Source organism: Acinetobacter johnsonii (genome assembly GCF_048551975.1).
Taxonomy (GTDB): Bacteria; Pseudomonadota; Gammaproteobacteria; order Pseudomonadales; family Moraxellaceae; genus Acinetobacter; species Acinetobacter johnsonii_A.
In genome coordinates, this window is sequence record NZ_JBIMCF010000001.1 from 96,753 (window position 1) to 114,503 (window position 17,751).

Annotated in this window: 12 protein-coding genes, 2 pseudogenes and 1 other annotated feature; of the genes and pseudogenes, 4 read left to right on the forward strand and 10 right to left on the reverse strand. The window is 36.9% G+C overall.

Annotated elements, in window-relative coordinates; all coding sequences use genetic code 11:
• Positions 1 to 15: 15 nt before the first annotated feature.
• Genes ACG9ZB_RS00475 through ACG9ZB_RS00485 form a run of 3 tightly spaced genes read right to left on the reverse strand, consistent with a single transcriptional unit; the run spans position 16 to position 6,192 of the window.
• Positions 16 to 3,456 carry a DEAD/DEAH box helicase family protein gene (locus ACG9ZB_RS00475; protein WP_419323424.1) on the reverse strand — a complete coding sequence of 1,147 codons (3,441 nt, stop codon included), beginning with the start codon at positions 3,454 to 3,456 and terminating at the stop codon, positions 16 to 18.
• A 31-nt stretch (positions 3,457 to 3,487) separates the two neighbouring features.
• Positions 3,488 to 4,693 carry a restriction endonuclease subunit S gene (locus tag ACG9ZB_RS00480; RefSeq protein WP_317117029.1) on the reverse strand — a complete coding sequence of 402 codons (1,206 nt, stop codon included), beginning with the start codon at positions 4,691 to 4,693 and terminating at the stop codon, positions 3,488 to 3,490.
• Positions 4,693 to 6,192 carry a type I restriction-modification system subunit M gene (locus tag ACG9ZB_RS00485; RefSeq protein WP_419323426.1) on the reverse strand — a complete coding sequence of 500 codons (1,500 nt, stop codon included), beginning with the start codon at positions 6,190 to 6,192 and terminating at the stop codon, positions 4,693 to 4,695. Before ACG9ZB_RS00485 ends, ACG9ZB_RS00480 begins: the two co-directional genes overlap by 1 nt.
• Before the next feature lie 189 nt (positions 6,193 to 6,381).
• Here ACG9ZB_RS00485 and ACG9ZB_RS00490 point away from each other — a divergent pair, with 189 nt between their 5' ends.
• Positions 6,382 to 6,615, forward strand: coding sequence for a hypothetical protein (locus ACG9ZB_RS00490; RefSeq protein ID WP_348923156.1), 234 nt, complete (start codon positions 6,382 to 6,384; stop codon positions 6,613 to 6,615).
• A 115-nt stretch (positions 6,616 to 6,730) separates the two neighbouring features.
• Here the strand turns inward: ACG9ZB_RS00490 and ACG9ZB_RS00495 are convergent, their stop codons facing one another.
• Both ACG9ZB_RS00495 and ACG9ZB_RS00500 read right to left on the reverse strand, forming a co-directional pair.
• Positions 6,731 to 6,943, reverse strand: a complete 213-nt coding sequence (locus ACG9ZB_RS00495) for a helix-turn-helix domain-containing protein (RefSeq protein ID WP_419323428.1) — start codon at positions 6,941 to 6,943, stop codon at positions 6,731 to 6,733.
• 176 nt (positions 6,944 to 7,119) lie between these two features.
• Positions 7,120 to 8,347 (reverse strand): annotated as a pseudogene (locus ACG9ZB_RS00500) (IS3 family transposase).
• Positions 7,956 to 8,072, reverse strand: a sequence feature (AL1L pseudoknot). It overlaps the preceding pseudogene by 117 nt.
• A 126-nt stretch (positions 8,348 to 8,473) precedes the next feature.
• Between ACG9ZB_RS00500 and ACG9ZB_RS00505 the strand changes: the two are divergent.
• On the forward strand, positions 8,474 to 8,635 hold the full coding sequence (locus tag ACG9ZB_RS00505; protein ID WP_348923162.1) for an ATP-binding protein: 162 nt from the start codon (positions 8,474 to 8,476) through the stop codon (positions 8,633 to 8,635).
• 101 nt (positions 8,636 to 8,736) lie between these two features.
• On the opposite strand, the gene ACG9ZB_RS00510 is transcribed toward ACG9ZB_RS00505, so the two are convergent.
• On the reverse strand, positions 8,737 to 9,054 hold the full coding sequence (locus tag ACG9ZB_RS00510) for a helix-turn-helix transcriptional regulator (protein WP_348923154.1): 318 nt from the start codon (positions 9,052 to 9,054) through the stop codon (positions 8,737 to 8,739).
• Between the two features lie 251 nt (positions 9,055 to 9,305).
• Between ACG9ZB_RS00510 and ACG9ZB_RS00515 the strand changes: the two genes are divergently transcribed.
• Positions 9,306 to 9,812, forward strand: a complete 507-nt coding sequence (locus ACG9ZB_RS00515) for a hypothetical protein (RefSeq protein WP_348923152.1) — start codon at positions 9,306 to 9,308, stop codon at positions 9,810 to 9,812.
• Positions 9,813 to 9,877: 65 nt separating this feature from the next.
• Here ACG9ZB_RS00515 and ACG9ZB_RS00520 read toward each other — a convergent pair whose 3' ends face one another.
• Genes ACG9ZB_RS00520 through ACG9ZB_RS00535 form a run of 4 tightly spaced genes read right to left on the reverse strand, consistent with a single transcriptional unit; the run spans position 9,878 to position 16,404 of the window.
• The gene (locus ACG9ZB_RS00520) at positions 9,878 to 11,233 is read right to left on the reverse strand and encodes a site-specific integrase (protein WP_348923150.1); all 1,356 of its coding nucleotides are present in this window, start codon (positions 11,231 to 11,233) and stop codon (positions 9,878 to 9,880) included.
• Positions 11,233 to 11,769, reverse strand: a complete 537-nt coding sequence (locus tag ACG9ZB_RS00525; protein WP_348923148.1) for a hypothetical protein — start codon at positions 11,767 to 11,769, stop codon at positions 11,233 to 11,235. The genes ACG9ZB_RS00520 and ACG9ZB_RS00525 overlap by 1 nt, the downstream gene beginning before the upstream one ends.
• A gap of 16 nt (positions 11,770 to 11,785) precedes the next feature.
• Positions 11,786 to 13,774 (reverse strand): hypothetical protein, encoded by a 1,989-nt coding sequence (locus tag ACG9ZB_RS00530; RefSeq protein WP_419323431.1) that lies wholly within the window; start codon positions 13,772 to 13,774, stop codon positions 11,786 to 11,788.
• Positions 13,775 to 13,785: 11 nt separating this feature from the next.
• Positions 13,786 to 16,404: a hypothetical protein gene (locus tag ACG9ZB_RS00535; protein WP_419323433.1), complete on the reverse strand. Its 2,619-nt coding sequence runs from the start codon at positions 16,402 to 16,404 to the stop codon at positions 13,786 to 13,788.
• A gap of 111 nt (positions 16,405 to 16,515) precedes the next feature.
• Here ACG9ZB_RS00535 and ACG9ZB_RS00540 point away from each other — a divergent pair.
• Positions 16,516 to 17,397, forward strand: a pseudogene (locus tag ACG9ZB_RS00540) (helix-hairpin-helix domain-containing protein); the annotation flags it as partial.
• Positions 17,398 to 17,751: the final 354 nt, after the last annotated feature.

Here is a 17,751-nt window from a genome sequence, read left to right on the forward strand (position 1 = left end):
TTAATTATTTAAAACTTAAGCCACCGCTTCATTAAATGCTTCAACAACCCCAAATATATTGTCAGCATCCGCATCACCAAACACACCATCTATCCCTTCATAGTGAATCTGATTAAAAGGTGGTTCATAAAGTTGTGCCGCATCCAGTACACCGTTTTTAGTCAAATGCTCAATTAACATTTCCACAAAACGAATCTGTTTTTCGTTATAGCTTGAACCTTGTAAATACTTAGAAAAAGCTTCCTGAACCGCCTGACGCTCTAATCCCACCAGAGAACGAATGAAGAGAGGTAAGGATTTCTCTGTCCCAAAACATTCTTCAAATCTTTCTTTGCTTTCAACTTCTTGCGCTTCAAAAACAAAGCGTTCTAACTCACTTAGATCGGTCGGTGTCAGTGCTAAACCACGCTTTAACTTTGCGATGGTAATATGGTTTTCATTCGCTTTGATGAAACTTTCTACTCGCTTACGGTACTGGGCTAGATTTACGCCACTTGAAACGACTGGTATATCGACTGCTTGCATCTGTCCAATTTCATCATCGAGCATAGAATACACAATGGTCGAGGTCGATTTTTCAATCAGTTTCACCAAGCCGCGAATACGTTTTCGCATCGCCTCTAACATTGGCAAGGTGATGCCTTTCCAATATTCAACGGTTTGAATGTCTTGAATCAGCGCAATCTGTTCTGCAACCACAGGAATGTTTTCTTTGCTCTCCAATTTAGAAGCAATTTCAATCACTTTATTGGCATAGCTTTGAGTTGCTGTATTGTTCTTTTCCAATACTGCCAACTCAAGGTTGTAGCAAAGCATATCAAACAATTTAGCTTCTAAAGTTTCAGGCTCAAGCTGATTCGGGAGTTTCGAAATGTGTTCTCGTAATGTACCGATGGCAAGATCATCTAAGTTGTTCCAAGCATCATCATTTTTGAAATGTTCAACATGCTCAAGTTCAGATTTCACAATGAAATTCTCATTGTTCATGGACTTCACTTCAGTCTGTAAACTCTGACGCATATCTTGCTGTACAGCTTTTAATTCTTCGGTGACATCGTCCTTCGCATTCAGTAAACTCAGGATATTTAAACGTGCTTTAAATAGACGTTGTCCTAATGGTTCTGTGGTCGCAACAGGCGCACCATCAGGGTTTTCATTGAAGTATTCAAAGTTAGAACAATAGTCGAAAATAAAGAATTCTTTTTTATCTTTTTCAGGGCTAAACAGTTCTTTGCAGAGGCGTGTACCACGCCCAATCATCTGCATAAATTTCACTTTAGAGCGCACAGCTTTAAAGAATACTAAGTTGACCACTTCAGGTACATCGATGCCTGTATCGAGCATATCCACTGAAATCGCAATTTGCGGTTCAGGTAAATCTTTCTTGCTAAAGTCATCAATTAAGCTTTGTGGATACTTAGTGGCATGGGTAATGACACGGGCAAACTTACCATCATATTGCGGATAGTTTTCATTGAAGCGATCAGCAATAAACTGGGCATGTTTTTGATTGACGGCAAAGATAATGGTTTTACCAAGACGATCACCGCCTTCGGTTTTAATACCATTTTCCATCAAGTGCTTGAGCATTAAATCAATCGTGCCTGTATTAAACAGCTCTTTATTAATCTTGGATGCTGAGACTTCTTCAGGTGCATCTTCATCGCCCCAATTTAGACTATCCCAATGTTGTTTTTCTTCTTCAGAGAGTTCGTCATATTTCACACCTTCACGCATGAATTTAAGTGGGACAGAATAAGCTTTGGGTGGCACGAGATAACCATCGGCAATGGCTTGATCAAGGTCGTAGTAATCGGTTGGGACACCGCTTTCTAAGCCAAACAGTGCGTATGTATCACGATCTACTTCATCTCGTGGCGTTGCGGTTAAACCGACAAGCAAGCTATCGAAGTATTTAAAGATTTCACCAAATTTTTGGTAAACGCTACGGTGGGCTTCATCAATAATAATCAGGTCAAACATGCCTGTACCGAATTGTCGAGTACCATCGGCATTTTTTTCGTCAATCAAGCCGATCATGGTTTGATAGGTCGAGAAATACACTCGACCCACTTGGTTCTTATCTTCAAGTAAATTGACGAATGAGGCATCTTTTAAATTGGCTTTAAAAGCATTGTGTGCTTGATTGACCAATGAAGTGCGGTCTGCAAGAAATAAGGCTTTTTGCACTACATTGGCTTTCATCAGCACATCGACCAGTGCAATGGCAGTACGTGTTTTACCTGTACCTGTTGCCATGATGAGCAAGCCAGCCCGTTCTTTACGTTGATAAGCTGCAAGCATGGCTTTAATGGCACGAGTTTGGTAGTAACGCTCGACAATGTCCGCATTGATCGGGAAGCTACTTAAATCAGGGTTATTTTTGCGTCTTTCGATCAGACGTTTGAGTTCTGCCTGCGTATAAAAGCCATGAACTAAGCGTGGTGGGCCACCTTGCACATCATTCCAGATTCGGGTTTTGTAACCATTGGTATAGAAAATGACAGGGCGTTGTCCTGTTTGTTGTTCTAGGCAGTCTGCATAGAGCTTGGCTTGTTGTTGTCCAATATCAGGGTCGGTTGATGTGCGTTTTGCTTCAACCACAGCCAAAGGCAAACCATTAGCATCATACAGCACATAATCCACTGCACCTTTACCCGATGGACTCGGCATACCTGTTACAGCAACTTCCTCTCGAACCGATGTACCTATTTCCCAGCCTGCTTCTTCAAGCATGAGGTCAATTTTAAGTTTTCGAGTTTCGTCTTCTTTATAGTCGGTAGGGTCTTCGATTTTGCTGTTGGCAATTTTGGCTTGTTCAACGTCTGCACGTTTTTGTGCAAGTTCAGCATCTATATTTGCAAGTAATTTTTCACGCTCTTCTAAACTTGCGGAAAGTTCAAATAGTTTTTGTTCACGTTCCCGTAAAGCTTTATGTTGTTCAGCAAACTGTTTTTCTTTGGCTTCTGTTTCTTTTTGCAGTTGTTCTTTGTTGGCGGTGATTTGCTGAGTATTGTCAGCATTTGGTATTAGTTTTGGGTTAAATAAAATCGATTGAGAGCGGTCTTTTGACGGTGAACCATAGTTACGCTCAAACCACACATACATCAGGAATAAATGGCTGATGTGTTTTACAGTTTCTTCAGTGGTGAGTTGTTTGAACTTTTTCCCATGTACGGCACTGTTGCCGACCATGCGGATATTGTCCATTTTATCCCAAATATAGGGCGGAATCAGGTCTTTAAATTTGAGATCGTTGAGTAAGTTATGCAGTGATGCATCATAAGGTTGGGTGAGTTTTTTGTCGTATTGATAGAGCCATAGAACAAGGTTTTCGAGTGATGAACGTGCCGCAGCAAGGGCAAACTGAGGGGAAATATACACGAGCTTTTCAGCTTCTTTAGCAGTGGCTGCCAAGCTTTTAAACTCAGGCTCTAAAAACGAGAAGTTGCTCATGTATATATACCCTCATATTTTCAATTAAATCTTATAAAGTGCCGTTAAATACTTGGTTTTGTAGTGATGAAAATAGGCTTTCAAATAACTTACTAGAATTTTCAAGTGTTGTCTTTAATACTTCAATTTCATTGACTTTTTGTTGAAAATCTTCTTGCAATGAAAGAGGTGGGATTGGTATTTGCATTGCTTTCATTTTAACACCAGTTAAATGTGCAATCGTTGCCACTGTAATATGATCGTCAAACCCACCATTTTTTGAATAGAACCAAAATAACCAAACAAAATATTCAGGTAGTATTTGTGTCATATCTAGGCGAACTCGATGCAACGCTTTTTGAAAAAAACAATTTTCTAAGTCATTTTTCCAAATTGCAGCACGCCCAGGTTCACCACCTTCACAAACAAGAACATCTCCGAATTTCAATTCACAGTTTTTCCGATCTTTTTCATTAAACTCCATTTCGAATACATCAGATAGATCAAATCTAAACCATTGAACATTGGCATTTCTTAAATATTTATATTGATCAATTTCAGAAGATTGTTTTTTCTTATCTAGCATTTTCCCGAGTTTAGATTCACTTATTTCACCAACAGATCTTAAATCCCACCCTTTAGGATTACTTACAGGATCACCAAACATATCAATAAAGGTGGCTTGTAAAAGCTGATCTAACTTTTCAATCGCTTGCTGACGTTTTTGGCGTAGCTCATCTGCTTGATCTAAAATAGAGGCTATTCGGCGTTGTTCTGTAAGTGGTGGGAGCGAAATTTTAATTTTTTTTAAGTGTGATGGACCAAAATTTTTCTGGGCTATACCAGTAACTTCCTTCGTAATTTGTTGTCTAAACTCTAGCGAATTCAACCAATGCTTTAAAAACTTTAAATCCGAAACTCCGTCTTTAGCTTTAAAACGAATAGTACTGGTATTTAAACACAAAGGTAAATGTTGCTTTTCAATAAAGGCAATCTTTGTCCTCAGCAAATTATCTTCGTCGTTTGTAATACCTGAGCTTGCAATAACAAGATCACCTTCATCAATCAAAAAATGCTGATATTTAGAATCGACTTCTTCTGTAGATAAATGGCGATCAGTTTTATCAAGGTCAATTTTTCCTTGTTTAGTAATATTGGCGACATTAAGCAATTTAATACCGCTCTCTTTAAATTGCCAGTTTCTTACCCCTGGACCTTCTTGAAACCAATAAACATCACTTAAAGAGACTTGATTCATCACTTCAGCATCTCCTTAAGCTCATTCATTCCTTTCAAAATATACTGCTCAAGCAGTTCTAAATCCGCCAAAATCTTACTTGGGGCTTCATATTCCACTTGTTCATACACCACTTCTTTATAGCGATTAATCGACAGGTCATAACCATTGGCAGCAATATCAATTTTATCTACCAAGAAACTTTGCTCTGTGGCTTTACGACCTGATTCCGATGCTAAGTTATGGAAACGAGCAATAATGTCAGGAATGTTATTATTCTCATGCTTTGAACTGTCTAGCTCATTACGCTTATCATCCAGCGAATAACCATCCGCCTGCATATCATAGAACCAAACTTTGTCCGTACCGCCAGACATGGTTTTGGTGAAAATCATAATGGCAGTGGAAACCCCTGCATAAGGCTTAAACACACCTGAAGGCATGGAAATAATCGCTTCTAGCTTTTGCTCTTCCACAATCTTTTGACGTAAATCTTTGTGTGCTTTAGATGAGCCGAATAACACACCATCTGGCACAATCACCGCAGCACGACCACCAGTTTTCAGCAAACGTAAAAACAAAGCTAAAAAGAGTAATTCAGTCTTTTTGGTTTTAACAACGGCTTGAATGTTCTTGGCACAGCTTTCATTGTCCAAACTGCCTGCAAATGGAGGATTGGCAAGGATCAGACTGTATTTTTCGGCAATATGAGAATGCGCTTCACTTAAAGAATCACGGTTTTCAATACGTGGGTTTTCAACACCGTGCAGCATCATGTTCATTGAACCAATACGAAGCATGGTGCTATCAAAGTCATAACCAAAAAAAGTTTCTTCACTAAAGCGTTTAGCTGCTTCAGGATTGGCAAAAATCTCAGTACTGTAATGATCGTTTAAATATTCACTTGCAGCGACTAAAAAGCCTGCTGTACCACAAGCAGGATCACAAATGGTATCGGTTGGCTTAGGTTGCATCAGCTCCACAATCATCTTGATGATATGGCGAGGCGTACGGAACTGACCGTTTTGACCTGCCGAAGCAATTTTACCGAGCATGTACTCGTAAATATCACCCTTTGTATCTTTATCATCCATTGGCACATCGGCAACCAAATCCACCACTTTGGTGAGTAGCGCAGGCGTAGGAATGGTAAAACGGGCATCTTTCATGTGGTGGCTATAGGTGGTTTCGTCTTCTGCACCTAAGTTTTTAATGAAAGGAAAGACTTCATTGGCAACGGTATTATATAAAGTTGCAGCATCACCCAAAGTAATAAACTTTGACCAACGAAGATGATCTTGCTCAGGCGTGAAAATTGGATGTTCAACAGCAATTGTTTGCTTTTTAATTTGACTGAGTTTATTTGCCTTTTTTTCTTTCGTAATCTGAATTTCATCCAGTCGGCGAATAAACAGCAAATAGGTCATTTGCTCCATGACTTCTAAAGGATTGGAAATACCACCACTCCAAAATGCATTCCAAATCTGGTCAATTTTGCTTTTAATTTCGCCTGTAATCACGTAGATGACTCTCAAATTTCTTTGAGAGTATTGTGGGAGAAATCAACAAAAAAAGCTATTTGAATTAAAGGAGATGCGACAGGGTTTGGCGCTATATTTATATCATTCCAAATCACGAGGCTCTGTACTAATGTATCTATTCTGCTAGTCTATAATTTAACCCATTTAAAGCAACATAAGGTTTTAAACATGAAAATTAAAAGTATAGAGGATGAAAGGGAGATAGCTGCTACAGCAGCTAAGGTACTGCATGAAAGATTTATTGAGGCTGCACGCACCGAAACAGTACTTTATGTAAAGAATGATGCTGTATGGAGTAAGGCTCCAAATGGTGATCCCATCTTAATTAAACAATTGTTTAGAAGTAACCCCGATCTCGCCAAAAAATTTGCTAGTAGAGGAACTTATAAAATTAAAAAATGAAACATTAGCACTATAACAAATAGTTCATACCAAGCAGAACCCTATAAGTCTTTAGGGTAAATGCTAATACCACAATTTATAAATTTAGCTTTTTAGCAAACAAGTTCTTATCTAGTTAATCTTTAGGTAGTAAATGATAAGGTTCAACTTTAAGAATATGCGCGATTTCATAAAGCTTTAAAACTGTAATATTGACCTCTCCACGTTCAATACGACCATGATAACTACGGTCAATACCACACTGTAACGCTAAAGCTTCTTGTGTAATTTTTTTCTCTTTTCTTTTTTTGCATATTAATTGACCAATCTCAATAGATAATTCTAACATTTAAAATAAATTGTTCAAAAAATAGAAATATCACTAATTGAGGATTAAATATCCACGGACTATAATCCTCATTTTTAATAAAAGACTAAAAGACTGAACATGAAGAGACCTGTACGTTTGCCGTTGTATCACGAATTTGAACCGTACCGGGTTTGTCGGAGACTTTTTTATTTAAGTTAGGCCACCTGACCTAACGGGTTAATCTTATCATAGTACATTGCTTCAAACTCAAAAGGCGATACATAACCCAGTGCACTGTGTACACGCTTTTTATTGAACCAATCTACCCAGGTCGCAAGTTGTACATCTGCTAAACCTTGCCAATCTGCTTTTAAATATTCAATCACCTCTGTTTTGTATAAGCCATTCACCGTTTCAGCCAGAGCATTATCGTATGAATCACCAGTTGTACCGACTGATGCTCGTAAATTTGCAGCTTCTAAACGATTGGTATAGCGAATAGAAAGATATTGAACACCTCTATCGGAATGATGAATCACATTCTTTGGCATGCCTCGATCGTGCAAGGCTTGCTCTAATGCATCGAGCACCATATCTGTATTCATCCGTGTCGATACTTTCCATCCAACAATTGCTCGTGAGAACACATCAATAATAAAGGCGGTATAGACCCAGCCTGAATGAGTTTGAATATAGGTAAAGTCACCCACCTGAGAAGCATTGCTTCGCAAGGGTTTGGATGATCAGCATTAAAATTACGTTTCACTAAATCATCTGCCCGTTTTTGGTCATCTCGGTTACGGGTGGTTTGTTTATTCTTACCACGCCAAACACCTTGTATACCTAGCTTTTGCATCAATCGAGCAACTGTACAACGTGCAATAACATAACCCTCACGTTTTAATTTTTGCCAGACTTTACGTACACCATATCGACCTGAACTTTCTTTCCAAATTCGTTTAATTTGTTCAGCATGATGCTCATCATGTAGATCTCGTTTCGCTCGATGTTCTGGATTATCAGCGAAATCTAGTGTTCGATAATAGGTTGAAGCTGCGATCGGTAAAATCCTACAAATCGCCTCAACACCATATAAGTCTTTATTGTTATGGATGAAATCCACCATTATTTGTGTGGGCGGTCGAGCTCCGCCTGGGCGAAAAAAGCGGCTGCTTTACGTAGAATCTCATTGGCGCGTTGCAGTTCTTTATTTTCGCGTTCCATTTGCTTCATTTTTTCTTGATCAGATATCTGTTGTACTTTAATAGGATTTTGCTGATCTAAATGCTTTTGATGCCAGGCACGAAGTGTTTCAGGAGTACAACCGATCTTAGGCGCAATTGCTGTGATTGCAGCCCAATTCGATGGATAATCTTTCTCGGATTCAATCAATAATTGAACCGCTCTTTCTCTGATTTCAGGGGTATATTTTAATTTTGTCATCGCGATAGTCTCTCAGAATATTGACTCTCCGACAAACCCGGTACGGTTCATACCTCTATTCCATCTGCTGTAGAAGGAATTTTATTAGATTTTATTGATAATTTTTCAATGTAAGGCAGTTTACTTATTACAAGCCAATACTCTTATGATATTTGGTATGAGAAATTTAATGATCCTACGATTGCTGATGCAATTTTAGATCGAATTATTCATAACTCTTATACATTCGAAATTAGTGGAGACTCGATGAGAAAAATTGGATCTTTTGATGAAATCACCACTCTTTAAGAGTGGCTGGTTTGCTAGTGAAATGCGTGGCAGATTTTAGGTGTGATATACAAATACAAGTGCTTGAGCAATTTTTTATTTAAGTATAGGGCATTGGCTATTCAATTTTGTAAGTCTTTAATAAACCGTAGAACTTCTAACTTTTGCTCATTACTTAAAGTATGACTAACTTGTATTATTTCTGCCAATAAATCGTTTTCTACATAAAAATATGCTGTTGGTAAATTTAAAATTTCTGCAATCTTGGAAGCCATTAAAAAATCAGGAACATGTTTTCCTCGTTCATACTGATTCATACGTGCACTAGCAGAAGATTCATCAATTCCAGCCAAGATCCCCAAGCGCTCTTGTGAAAGTTTTTTTGCTTTGCGCGCTATACGAAGTCGTAAGGCAAAAACATTTAAATTATGTGTTGGCATGAAACATAAGCACCCACCTTAAAACTAAGATTTTCTTAGTTTTAACTTGAGTTATTACTAAGGATTCCTTAGTATTGTGAAATCAAGAAGTCTACATTGCATTGCCGATGGTAATTTTTGAACAAACTTGCTAGATCTTCGTTGATCTCAAGTGCGTATTTTTAAACCTCTACCAATTGTTAAAGTTATGATTCTATATACAGTTCAACGCTAAGGTCATCAACTCTTTTTTGCTTTAATCGTGCTAATCCATGTCAAAATATACTCTACCTTTTTACAGTGATTTTTTTCACATTTTACTGAATCATGAAATCATCGAATGGCGAGCGAATGACTTTATAAAGGCTATTTTTAATGATAGACAATTTGTTAGGCCCTCTGAAAAGCAAAGTATTTATAGAGGATTAAATATTCTAGTGAAATGCAATTTCCTTTTAACGGTGAGAGACGAGAATAATCGTAATATTTTTAGATACAGCGAATCCTCTTATTTAAAATCCTATCGAAATGTTGAGAAAGTAAAGAAGGTCAAAGAAGCATTAATTGAGGAACAAAAGAGTTTGGAAAATGTACTCGAACGACGTAAAACCGAGAAGGTTTTCATTGAAAATATCATTAGTAAAAACCCAGATCTTCAAAGTTTTTTCGATAAGTATGAAGATGTTATCTCCAAAGAGTTAAGTGAATTAGAAAATAAGAATACTTTTATATTGAATATTTTCAATGATATTGAAAATGATCAACTAGAATCATTCTAAAGAGGGAAAACTATAAGTTATAAATTGTGTGATTCTCTACCGCGTAACTGGGAGCTTACTTGAGTTCAAGTGAACTTCTTAAATCCATCTATCGTTGAGAGAAGAGAATCTAAAGCTTCAGCTTCGTTTATTTCCTTTAAGCGGAACAAATTTGCAATTGAGATCATTTTCTTTACACGAATTCTAATTTGAGGAGAAACATTGCTCATATCTATATCTGCTTGATCGTTTTTTTCATTATATTCAGTGGCTAGATGCACATAATGTGATAAAGATTCATTGTTTGCGTGCATGGTAACTTTACGGCATGCATTTGAAGCAACACTCAGAATACTTGAAAAGCTACCTTGTGCTGATATTTTCTTAATTGCTTTAGCTATATTAAGAGTAATGAATCTATGGCGAAAAGAATGATTGGTAAGGTGCCTCAAAGCCTCACAATACTTACTACCATTAATAACCTTTTTTGCATAATTTTTTAAATAAGTAGATTTCAATGGTTTTCCTGTGACTGAATCGACAAAAAGAGCATCATGCCCCATATCAGGAAACATATTTTCAATTAAATGGACGTATAAAAGAATAACTTGAATATCCTCATGGGTAGTCCTCACTGATCGAGTTTTACCTTTGTATTTTCCTTTTCTTATGGGAATATTTCGGATTATTGGCTGCTTGTCACTGATGAGTAATGAATCCGCTGCTTTTTTTATCATAGTTCGGGTTATCTCGTGAGCTTCACTTATTCTAGAGCCTGTAACATCTAGTAATGTGGTTAAGGCTTCCCACCTGCTTATGAGGAATGTATTTATTCTTGGGTGATTGGTTGTGCAGTTGATGGCATCTAGCCACATAACTAACTCGTGATCATGAACGTATTCAACTTCAGAGGCAATGTTAATTAGTCCGACAAGTGATTCATGATAAAAATACTCACCTGTTATACTTCCTTTCTTGAATTTAAGTTTTTCATAATGCACGCTGAATATTTTATCTGAATCTTTCCCTGTAGTACCCAGTTTCCATTCTGGATACATTTTACTGAGATAATCTATATACTCAATTGCAGTCCTTCCATGTTGAATAATAGTACCGTCTGTAATATTCCTATCTTTTGACTCCTTAATATATTGATAAAGAGTGCTATCATTAATCTCACTCAGATTTATAGAATTATCCTCAAGGAAATCACAGAACAAATTTAAACTATATGCTTTTTTTTGAACGGTTTTTGCTAATGGGCGAATATTATATGTTTGTGAACCACCGCCATAATGTGTAATAAATGAGTTAGCATCCCAATCAAACTTACCACCTTTCTTTAAAATCATGGGAAGTGGGCAATCATTGTTTTGGTCTATTCGCCTAATAGTATTGAGAAATTTAAGGTTAGGATCTTTTGCAACGACTACAGACGACATTATTTAACCAACCAGAGTCGATTTCTACCTAGGATTTGAGCTTGAGATAGAATAAGTTTTCTATATGCAGCATCGATTTCCTTATCTTCTCGACATTGATCTAAAAGGCTCATATAAGCTCTATACACTTCCGCTAATGCAACACGTAATTCCTCGTTTTCAATTTTTAGTTTGTTGACTTCATTTTGTGATATTCTGGCGGTGGAATTACCTTTATCCTTCCTTTCTGATTCTGAGAGTTTAGAAAGCCTATGATTGGCATTTTTAATTGAATCAATTAGATCGTTTAAATATTTTAAGTTATGCTCAGCATGAGCTGTATTGTAAGAATAAGATATAATATTAAGATCACTATCATCCCACTTATGAACTGAAGTTTGTGAGATGGTATTTTTTTTTATTTCCAAGCTGCTAGGTATATCTTCAAAGCATTCTATCTTATTTATGAGTTCAGTTTTTCGCTTTATAGATGAGGATATTTCAATCTTTTTGTCGATAACTGGTTTCGAAGTTTCGCCCTTCTTAAACTTTGACATAACTAAATTCCTACTTTTATGGCTTAATAAAGTAAAAGAAAACTTCGTTTCCATCAATCTTACAGAAACGGACTTGTTGACCTGTTTTTTCTTTATGTTCGTCAATCAATCTATGGACCAGTGTCTCTAGCACAGTTGAAATATTTGTTGACTGTCTGGCTTTGTTAACGATGCTTCTTACTGCTTCATCACCATTAATATGCTTGTTTAATGATGCCCCTATCCGTGCAATAGTAGCCTCAGCTTCGTCGATCCATTCATCATCAGGTGACACTTCTGCATAATAGAATGTTTGATCGAGGTTAGAGTGACCCATGAACCAAGATAGCTCATCTAATCCAACTTGATCTGAGAAGTTAAAATACACTACAGCAAATAGTCTTCTAAATTGGTGTGTTGATGGATACCATCTTTTTCCATCGATCAGGGGAGATTCAATCCAGTCCATAAACATATTAATGGAAGCATTAATATAGTCAGCGCTTAAAGGGTGTTTAGAGTTTTCCCCGCCATCTTCACGAGCCGCACTTATTGATCTATATGACAATGCACAACCAAATAAAAATAGTTCATTCTCATCTCCTATAAAACCTCGTCTTTCTTCAAGTTCACATACCATTAAAGCGAACTCTAGACCGTAATCGTATATTAAATCAGGGATAGGTCTATGTACTTTTTCTAACTCTAGCCTTTCTGAACTTTTAGGGATTTTCATGACTATGTCAAACAAACCATCAACTGGGGATTGTACAAAACAATTACGGTTTAAAGTCCGCAATGATGTTGTTCTGCCAGCAGAGAAGCTGGCGATCAGAATCCATATTGCAGCTGTGTAAAGTCTGATAGCCATATTAACAGACATGCCATTTCTTAATTCGCTATAGTCAAATTTACTGTCATCTCCTTTTTCCCATGACGTAATAATTAAAGGTTTGAGAGAGTCTGGGATCTTAGTTGTTTTATATACATAATTCTTTATCTTTAGGCTATGTTGCCTGCTGGTTGATAAAGCTATACCCAGTTCCTTTATCCTGTTAACTTCGCCTTTAGATAAATCCGAAAGGTACTGACGAAGTGGTTCCCCATAAACGCGTGCAAAATGTAATGCTGAGGAAATTGTATGAAGGGATAATGGAATTGGCATCAATGGAGTTTTCACTCTATCGATCATTTCATCAAAAATAGTCCTTCCCACAGAAAACAGTTTCATTGGCGAATACTGAAACTTATATTTTTGGGCAGTTCTTGCAGTAAAAAAGGCTTCCAGTTTAGATATTTCATTAGAGATTGTACTTTGACTTGGATACAAATCAAAGTCTATGTCAAACTCTCGTGTACATGCATTATTGTATTCTCGCTTATACGCCATTTGAGAAAAAAAGCCATCATCTTTTGATTCTAAGTATTTAATTATCTTGTATTTAAGACTTTTAAATTCCCTAGTTGTAAGAGCAAACTCAGTTTTTATTAAAGACCAGTTTATATCGCGCCTTGAGTTCCATTTTATTAATATAAAATTAACTGCTTTTTCAAACAAATCCCTCTCTACATTGAAAGATAACAAGTAATGTTTCAACTCTTTGAATTTGATTTGCTCTAGGCTTCTAACTAAAGGTTCGTTCTTGGAAATACGAAATTCATTTGCATGGTAGATGAGGTGAATTACAGATAGAGCGATATCCGAAATCCTAGCTGGTCTTGTAATTTTACCTGTTGTATCAAGATACAGAAGACTGTTACGTATATCTATTAATAATGCTTCATTAATTTTGTCAGTTAAATACTCATTGTCTGCAATCTTTTGTTTGAATTCAAACTTTTGTGCTTTATTAATGTTTCCCTTATAGAAGGTTAAACTAATACCAACTTTGGATAAGTACCAAGTTTTATCATTTATAGACTCGTTCAACATCCATCGAGGTTTAGGGTAAGAGGAATTAACAATGGTCTCTAGCAAGTCATTAGGGTCTATGCGTTCCTTTATAGGGCTTAAATTACTTTTCATTATTTACACACCTAAGAACTATTTTTCTCGACATTTAACTGTGCTGTCCTAAGCATATGCTTCATCATTACTGAGGACTCTTGTCCAATCTTATCAAGTACATCTTTACAGTTTTTCTTTAACTTCTCATCTTTACCATCTTTCGCATACTTTATAGCTAACTGAAGATTTAGATCAGATACACAAAAATATAGTGGGATATCTTCCTCATTATCTATACAAGGGTTAGTTAGTTTTTCGTATAAATTACCTCCCATATCTGGATTATTGAAAACTTGTTTTAGCTGTAATTTAAATTCGGCCTCACTCATATTTAGTGACTTGAAAGGTAATTTATCAGATGAGGTAGCCATAAACAGAAATATCTTCTGAAAGTTTCTTATTTTGAGTCTGTAAATTATCTCAGTTAAATATTTCGGGATGTAACGATTAAGAGTTGTCTTAACAGTATTGCCAAAATATGTCGAAGTCTTGATGGAGTCGCCATTTGAATTTAAATAAATTAAAACTCCTTTTGATGCTCGTACTTTTTTTAATGTAGCTTCCTGCAAAGTCGTGTTCTGAGGTGAGAGCGTCAAGCAGAACTTATTAAATTTATTTTGGAATGTTTCAGGACATGGAACAGTGGTACCGTGACAAGATAGGCAAACCCATAGATCTCGTATTCCCAAGGTCTCTCTGATTCTTGCTGTCATTTCTAATGCCATTCTTAAGCAAGCTGCTGCATTTATTTCATATGCATCTATATCGGCTAATGATTTATAAGATCCTTCTGCTTTTCTTGAGCGAGCGCTTCTAGCTCGTGGCTTTAAAGCTTTAATTCTTACAGAACCCTCATCATCCACTATAACAAATTCATGGCCGTGACCGTCAGATGATATTTTTACTCTATAAAGCGAGTATGGATTAATCCCTAATTCTTCTGTGATGATGGTTTGCATCGCAGATGCAATACTGCTTGTTAAGCCTAGATATCCAAGGATATCTTCGCTTATAGCGAGATTGTTAATATTATGTTGAGTTTTGCTATTTAGTAGATCATTAAAGTAATGATTGTAATAAGCAGTTAAATTATTTAAGCGTAATGGATGTGCGCTATTAAAAGGGCTTACCTTTGACTTAGAATTGCTGCCTTTTGTTCTACTTACGAGTAATTGAGGGTGGTTCATGAATTCATCAAACTGGCTTTGCTCTATGATGATATTTTTATTACAAAACTTTTTGTACCCCTGAAAAACAATCTCTTGGGCGTTTTTCACAAGGATACACAAGTTATATGAAAGTTCGCTCTTTAAAGACTCGATAAACTGGGGGGTGTTTATGTATTCATCACGCTTTTTTTCATCATACATGTCCACTTCACAAATGAGCGGGTTGTCTTTTCGCACCTTTTGCGTATTTATACACCTACGCAAATTGTCCGGAAGTTCAACGTTTTCTGGCAATACGCCATGTTTAACTAATACATCAAGTGAGTTCTTAACGTTCTGGAATTTACCATATGCTGTATTTCTTTGATATTCATCAAGCAAGTTACCTCTATATTTTAAAAGTTCACCTTGAATAATTCTGGGATGTTTATACCACTCAATATTAGTTGATGAAATTTGCTCTAAAAATTGAATTAATGGGCCTCTATGATGTTTCTTATGCTTAAAACTGTTAACGTGCTCTTTTAATCTATTAGCAATTTCTGGAGTGCAGGTGGAGTTTAGTATTTTCTTAAAGTTCTCATCGGCGCTAGATTCATGTGAGAAAAGATTAGATATTTCTTCTGGTATAATTTCAGATTTAATTAGTTGGAATTGAGATTCTGTTGGTACAGTAAGAAAGTTATCTAGTTTATTTGATTCTTGTTTATTAAAAAATTCTATATTAATTAATTTCTTAATGAGTATTTGAAGATCACTTATTAAAATTCTACTGCTTTTAAAAGTGTATCTTTTGCAGAGGTCTATTCGAATATAGTGTAGGCTTTTAGCGAGTTCACCTGGATTGTTATTGTTAAGTGCTTCATATAGTACTGCTATGTATGTTTTTAATAAAAATGATAGTTTGGTTTGTCGCTGCTTACCCGACTGAGATATAAAATTTGAAATTAAATAATAAACATCAGCATTCAAAATTCCTGATAAGTATTCAAGCCTTAGTGCAACAGTAGGTGAGAGAGAATGATCTTTAGCGTTGTCTACTGTCTCTGATTTGGAAAGGTCATAGTTGAACTTGAGAGAAACCTCGAATGGAATTTTCTCAGACTTACAGGCTTCGTATTGAGGTTCAGTGAGAGTACACATGAGGAAAGATAGACCATCGACATTTCCGCCTTTGAAATAGCTCTCATAAATCATGTGCTTTATGAGCAAGCAAATCTGTTTATACCTTTCATTTGCATATTTAAATTTATTCTGCTGGCAAAGGTCCGCACGAATGTAAGTAAGGTTAAGAATTAGCTCGTTTGTATCATCATTGTTGAAAGGTGAATGGATCAGTTCGATGTACCGAATCAAGATAAGGGAAAGCAAGGGCTGTTGATCCGTGCTCTTAGAATCAATCCATTTTCTGACCAACTCACCGACACTAATAAACGTAGATAAAAAAATGAGCCTTTCGTCATGATCTATCACAGCCATTCTCTTTTTGATAGTTTCAACTAGTGAAGATGTTCTATTTTTATACCAAAATTTCACTTATTACAATAATGTTTGCATGATGAAAAGTTAGTTGTAAGGTGACACTTCCTGGTGATTCCCAAAGTGGAAAAAGTGTGGCCTGAGTTCCGCCCTGTCGATGCCACTGAAGTTGAACTCCCGAGCCAATGTCCCGTGTGCGAATCACCTGTGGTGATGCCCGAAGGTGAAGCTTTAGCGCGTTGCTCTGGTGGTTTGTATTGTGCTGCACAGCGTATCGAGGCAATTCGCCACTTCGTGTCACGTAAAGCGCTTGATATTGAAGGTTTGGGTGATCGTTGGGTCGAATCATTGTTACATCTTGATTTGCTTAAAGATGTGGCTGATATTTATCATCTACATGAGCACCGAGAAAAGCTATTAACCATTGAAAAAATGGGTGAGAAGTCCGTTCAGAACTTGATTGATTCGATTGAAAATAGCAAGAAAACCACTTTGGCTGCATTTATTTATGCACTAGGGATTCGTGGGGTGGGTGAAACCACAGCGCGTATGTTGGCCAATACTTTCCAAACTTTAGATGCGTTACGTGTCGCAGACATTGAAGCTTTAAAGAAAACTCCAGATGTGGGGGATATCACGGCGGAGTGGATCGTCGACTTTTTCCAAGCACCGCATAACCTTGAAGTTTTGGACCGATTATTGGCAGCAGGTATTCACTGGGACGCGCCTGTGGCACCAAGTCGCCAACCTCTAAATGGCGAAAGTTGGGTTGTGACGGGCACACTCAGTACGATGGGGCGTGATGAAGCAACACAGCTCCTACAAGCATTGGGCGCACGTGTGAGTGGTAGTGTGTCGAGTAAAACCAAGTGTGTTGTTGCAGGTGAAAAAGCAGGTTCAAAGCTAGATAAAGCGGAGAAGCTTGGGATTGCTGTGATTAATGAAGCTGAGTTTATTCAACTGATGAAAGATTATGGTCAGTTAGAGGTTTAGATTTTTGATTTGGATAAAAATATACTGTCTAGATAACTCCGTTCAGTTAAAGCATGACTAAAATGACTTTTAATGATGAGGGATTCATGGCGGAGTCTTACATATTCGCATCAAATGCTTGAAGTTCGTATGTTACTTTGGATTAGCCCAAAGTAACCAAAGGCATGAGTCATCAGCAAAACTCGTTCATTGCTATCAATGAGTAAAATTGTCGCAGAAACATTTTTTTCTCATGTAGTGTTGTCTCGAACAGTTGCTGATGACATTTGGTGTATCCCATACCTTCATTAATTTAGAAAAAGCATAGTGCTTGTCAGTTATGACGTTGACGAGCACTATGCTTTTTATTTATTT

Coding starts and splice junctions, on each gene's coding strand:
- ACG9ZB_RS00475 (WP_419323424.1), bottom strand. CDS start 3,456: ATGAGCAACTTCTCGTTTTTAGAGCCTGAGTTTAAAAGCTTGGCAGCC.
- ACG9ZB_RS00480 (WP_317117029.1), bottom strand. CDS start 4,693: ATGAATCAAGTCTCTTTAAGTGATGTTTATTGGTTTCAAGAAGGTCCA.
- ACG9ZB_RS00490 (WP_348923156.1), top strand. CDS start 6,382: ATGAAAATTAAAAGTATAGAGGATGAAAGGGAGATAGCTGCTACAGCA.
- ACG9ZB_RS00495 (WP_419323428.1), bottom strand. CDS start 6,943: ATGTTAGAATTATCTATTGAGATTGGTCAATTAATATGCAAAAAAAGA.
- ACG9ZB_RS00510 (WP_348923154.1), bottom strand. CDS start 9,054: ATGCCAACACATAATTTAAATGTTTTTGCCTTACGACTTCGTATAGCG.
- ACG9ZB_RS00515 (WP_348923152.1), top strand. CDS start 9,306: ATGTCAAAATATACTCTACCTTTTTACAGTGATTTTTTTCACATTTTA.
- ACG9ZB_RS00520 (WP_348923150.1), bottom strand. CDS start 11,233: ATGTCGTCTGTAGTCGTTGCAAAAGATCCTAACCTTAAATTTCTCAAT.
- ACG9ZB_RS00525 (WP_348923148.1), bottom strand. CDS start 11,769: ATGTCAAAGTTTAAGAAGGGCGAAACTTCGAAACCAGTTATCGACAAA.
- ACG9ZB_RS00530 (WP_419323431.1), bottom strand. CDS start 13,774: ATGAAAAGTAATTTAAGCCCTATAAAGGAACGCATAGACCCTAATGAC.
- ACG9ZB_RS00535 (WP_419323433.1), bottom strand. CDS start 16,404: ATGGCTGTGATAGATCATGACGAAAGGCTCATTTTTTTATCTACGTTT.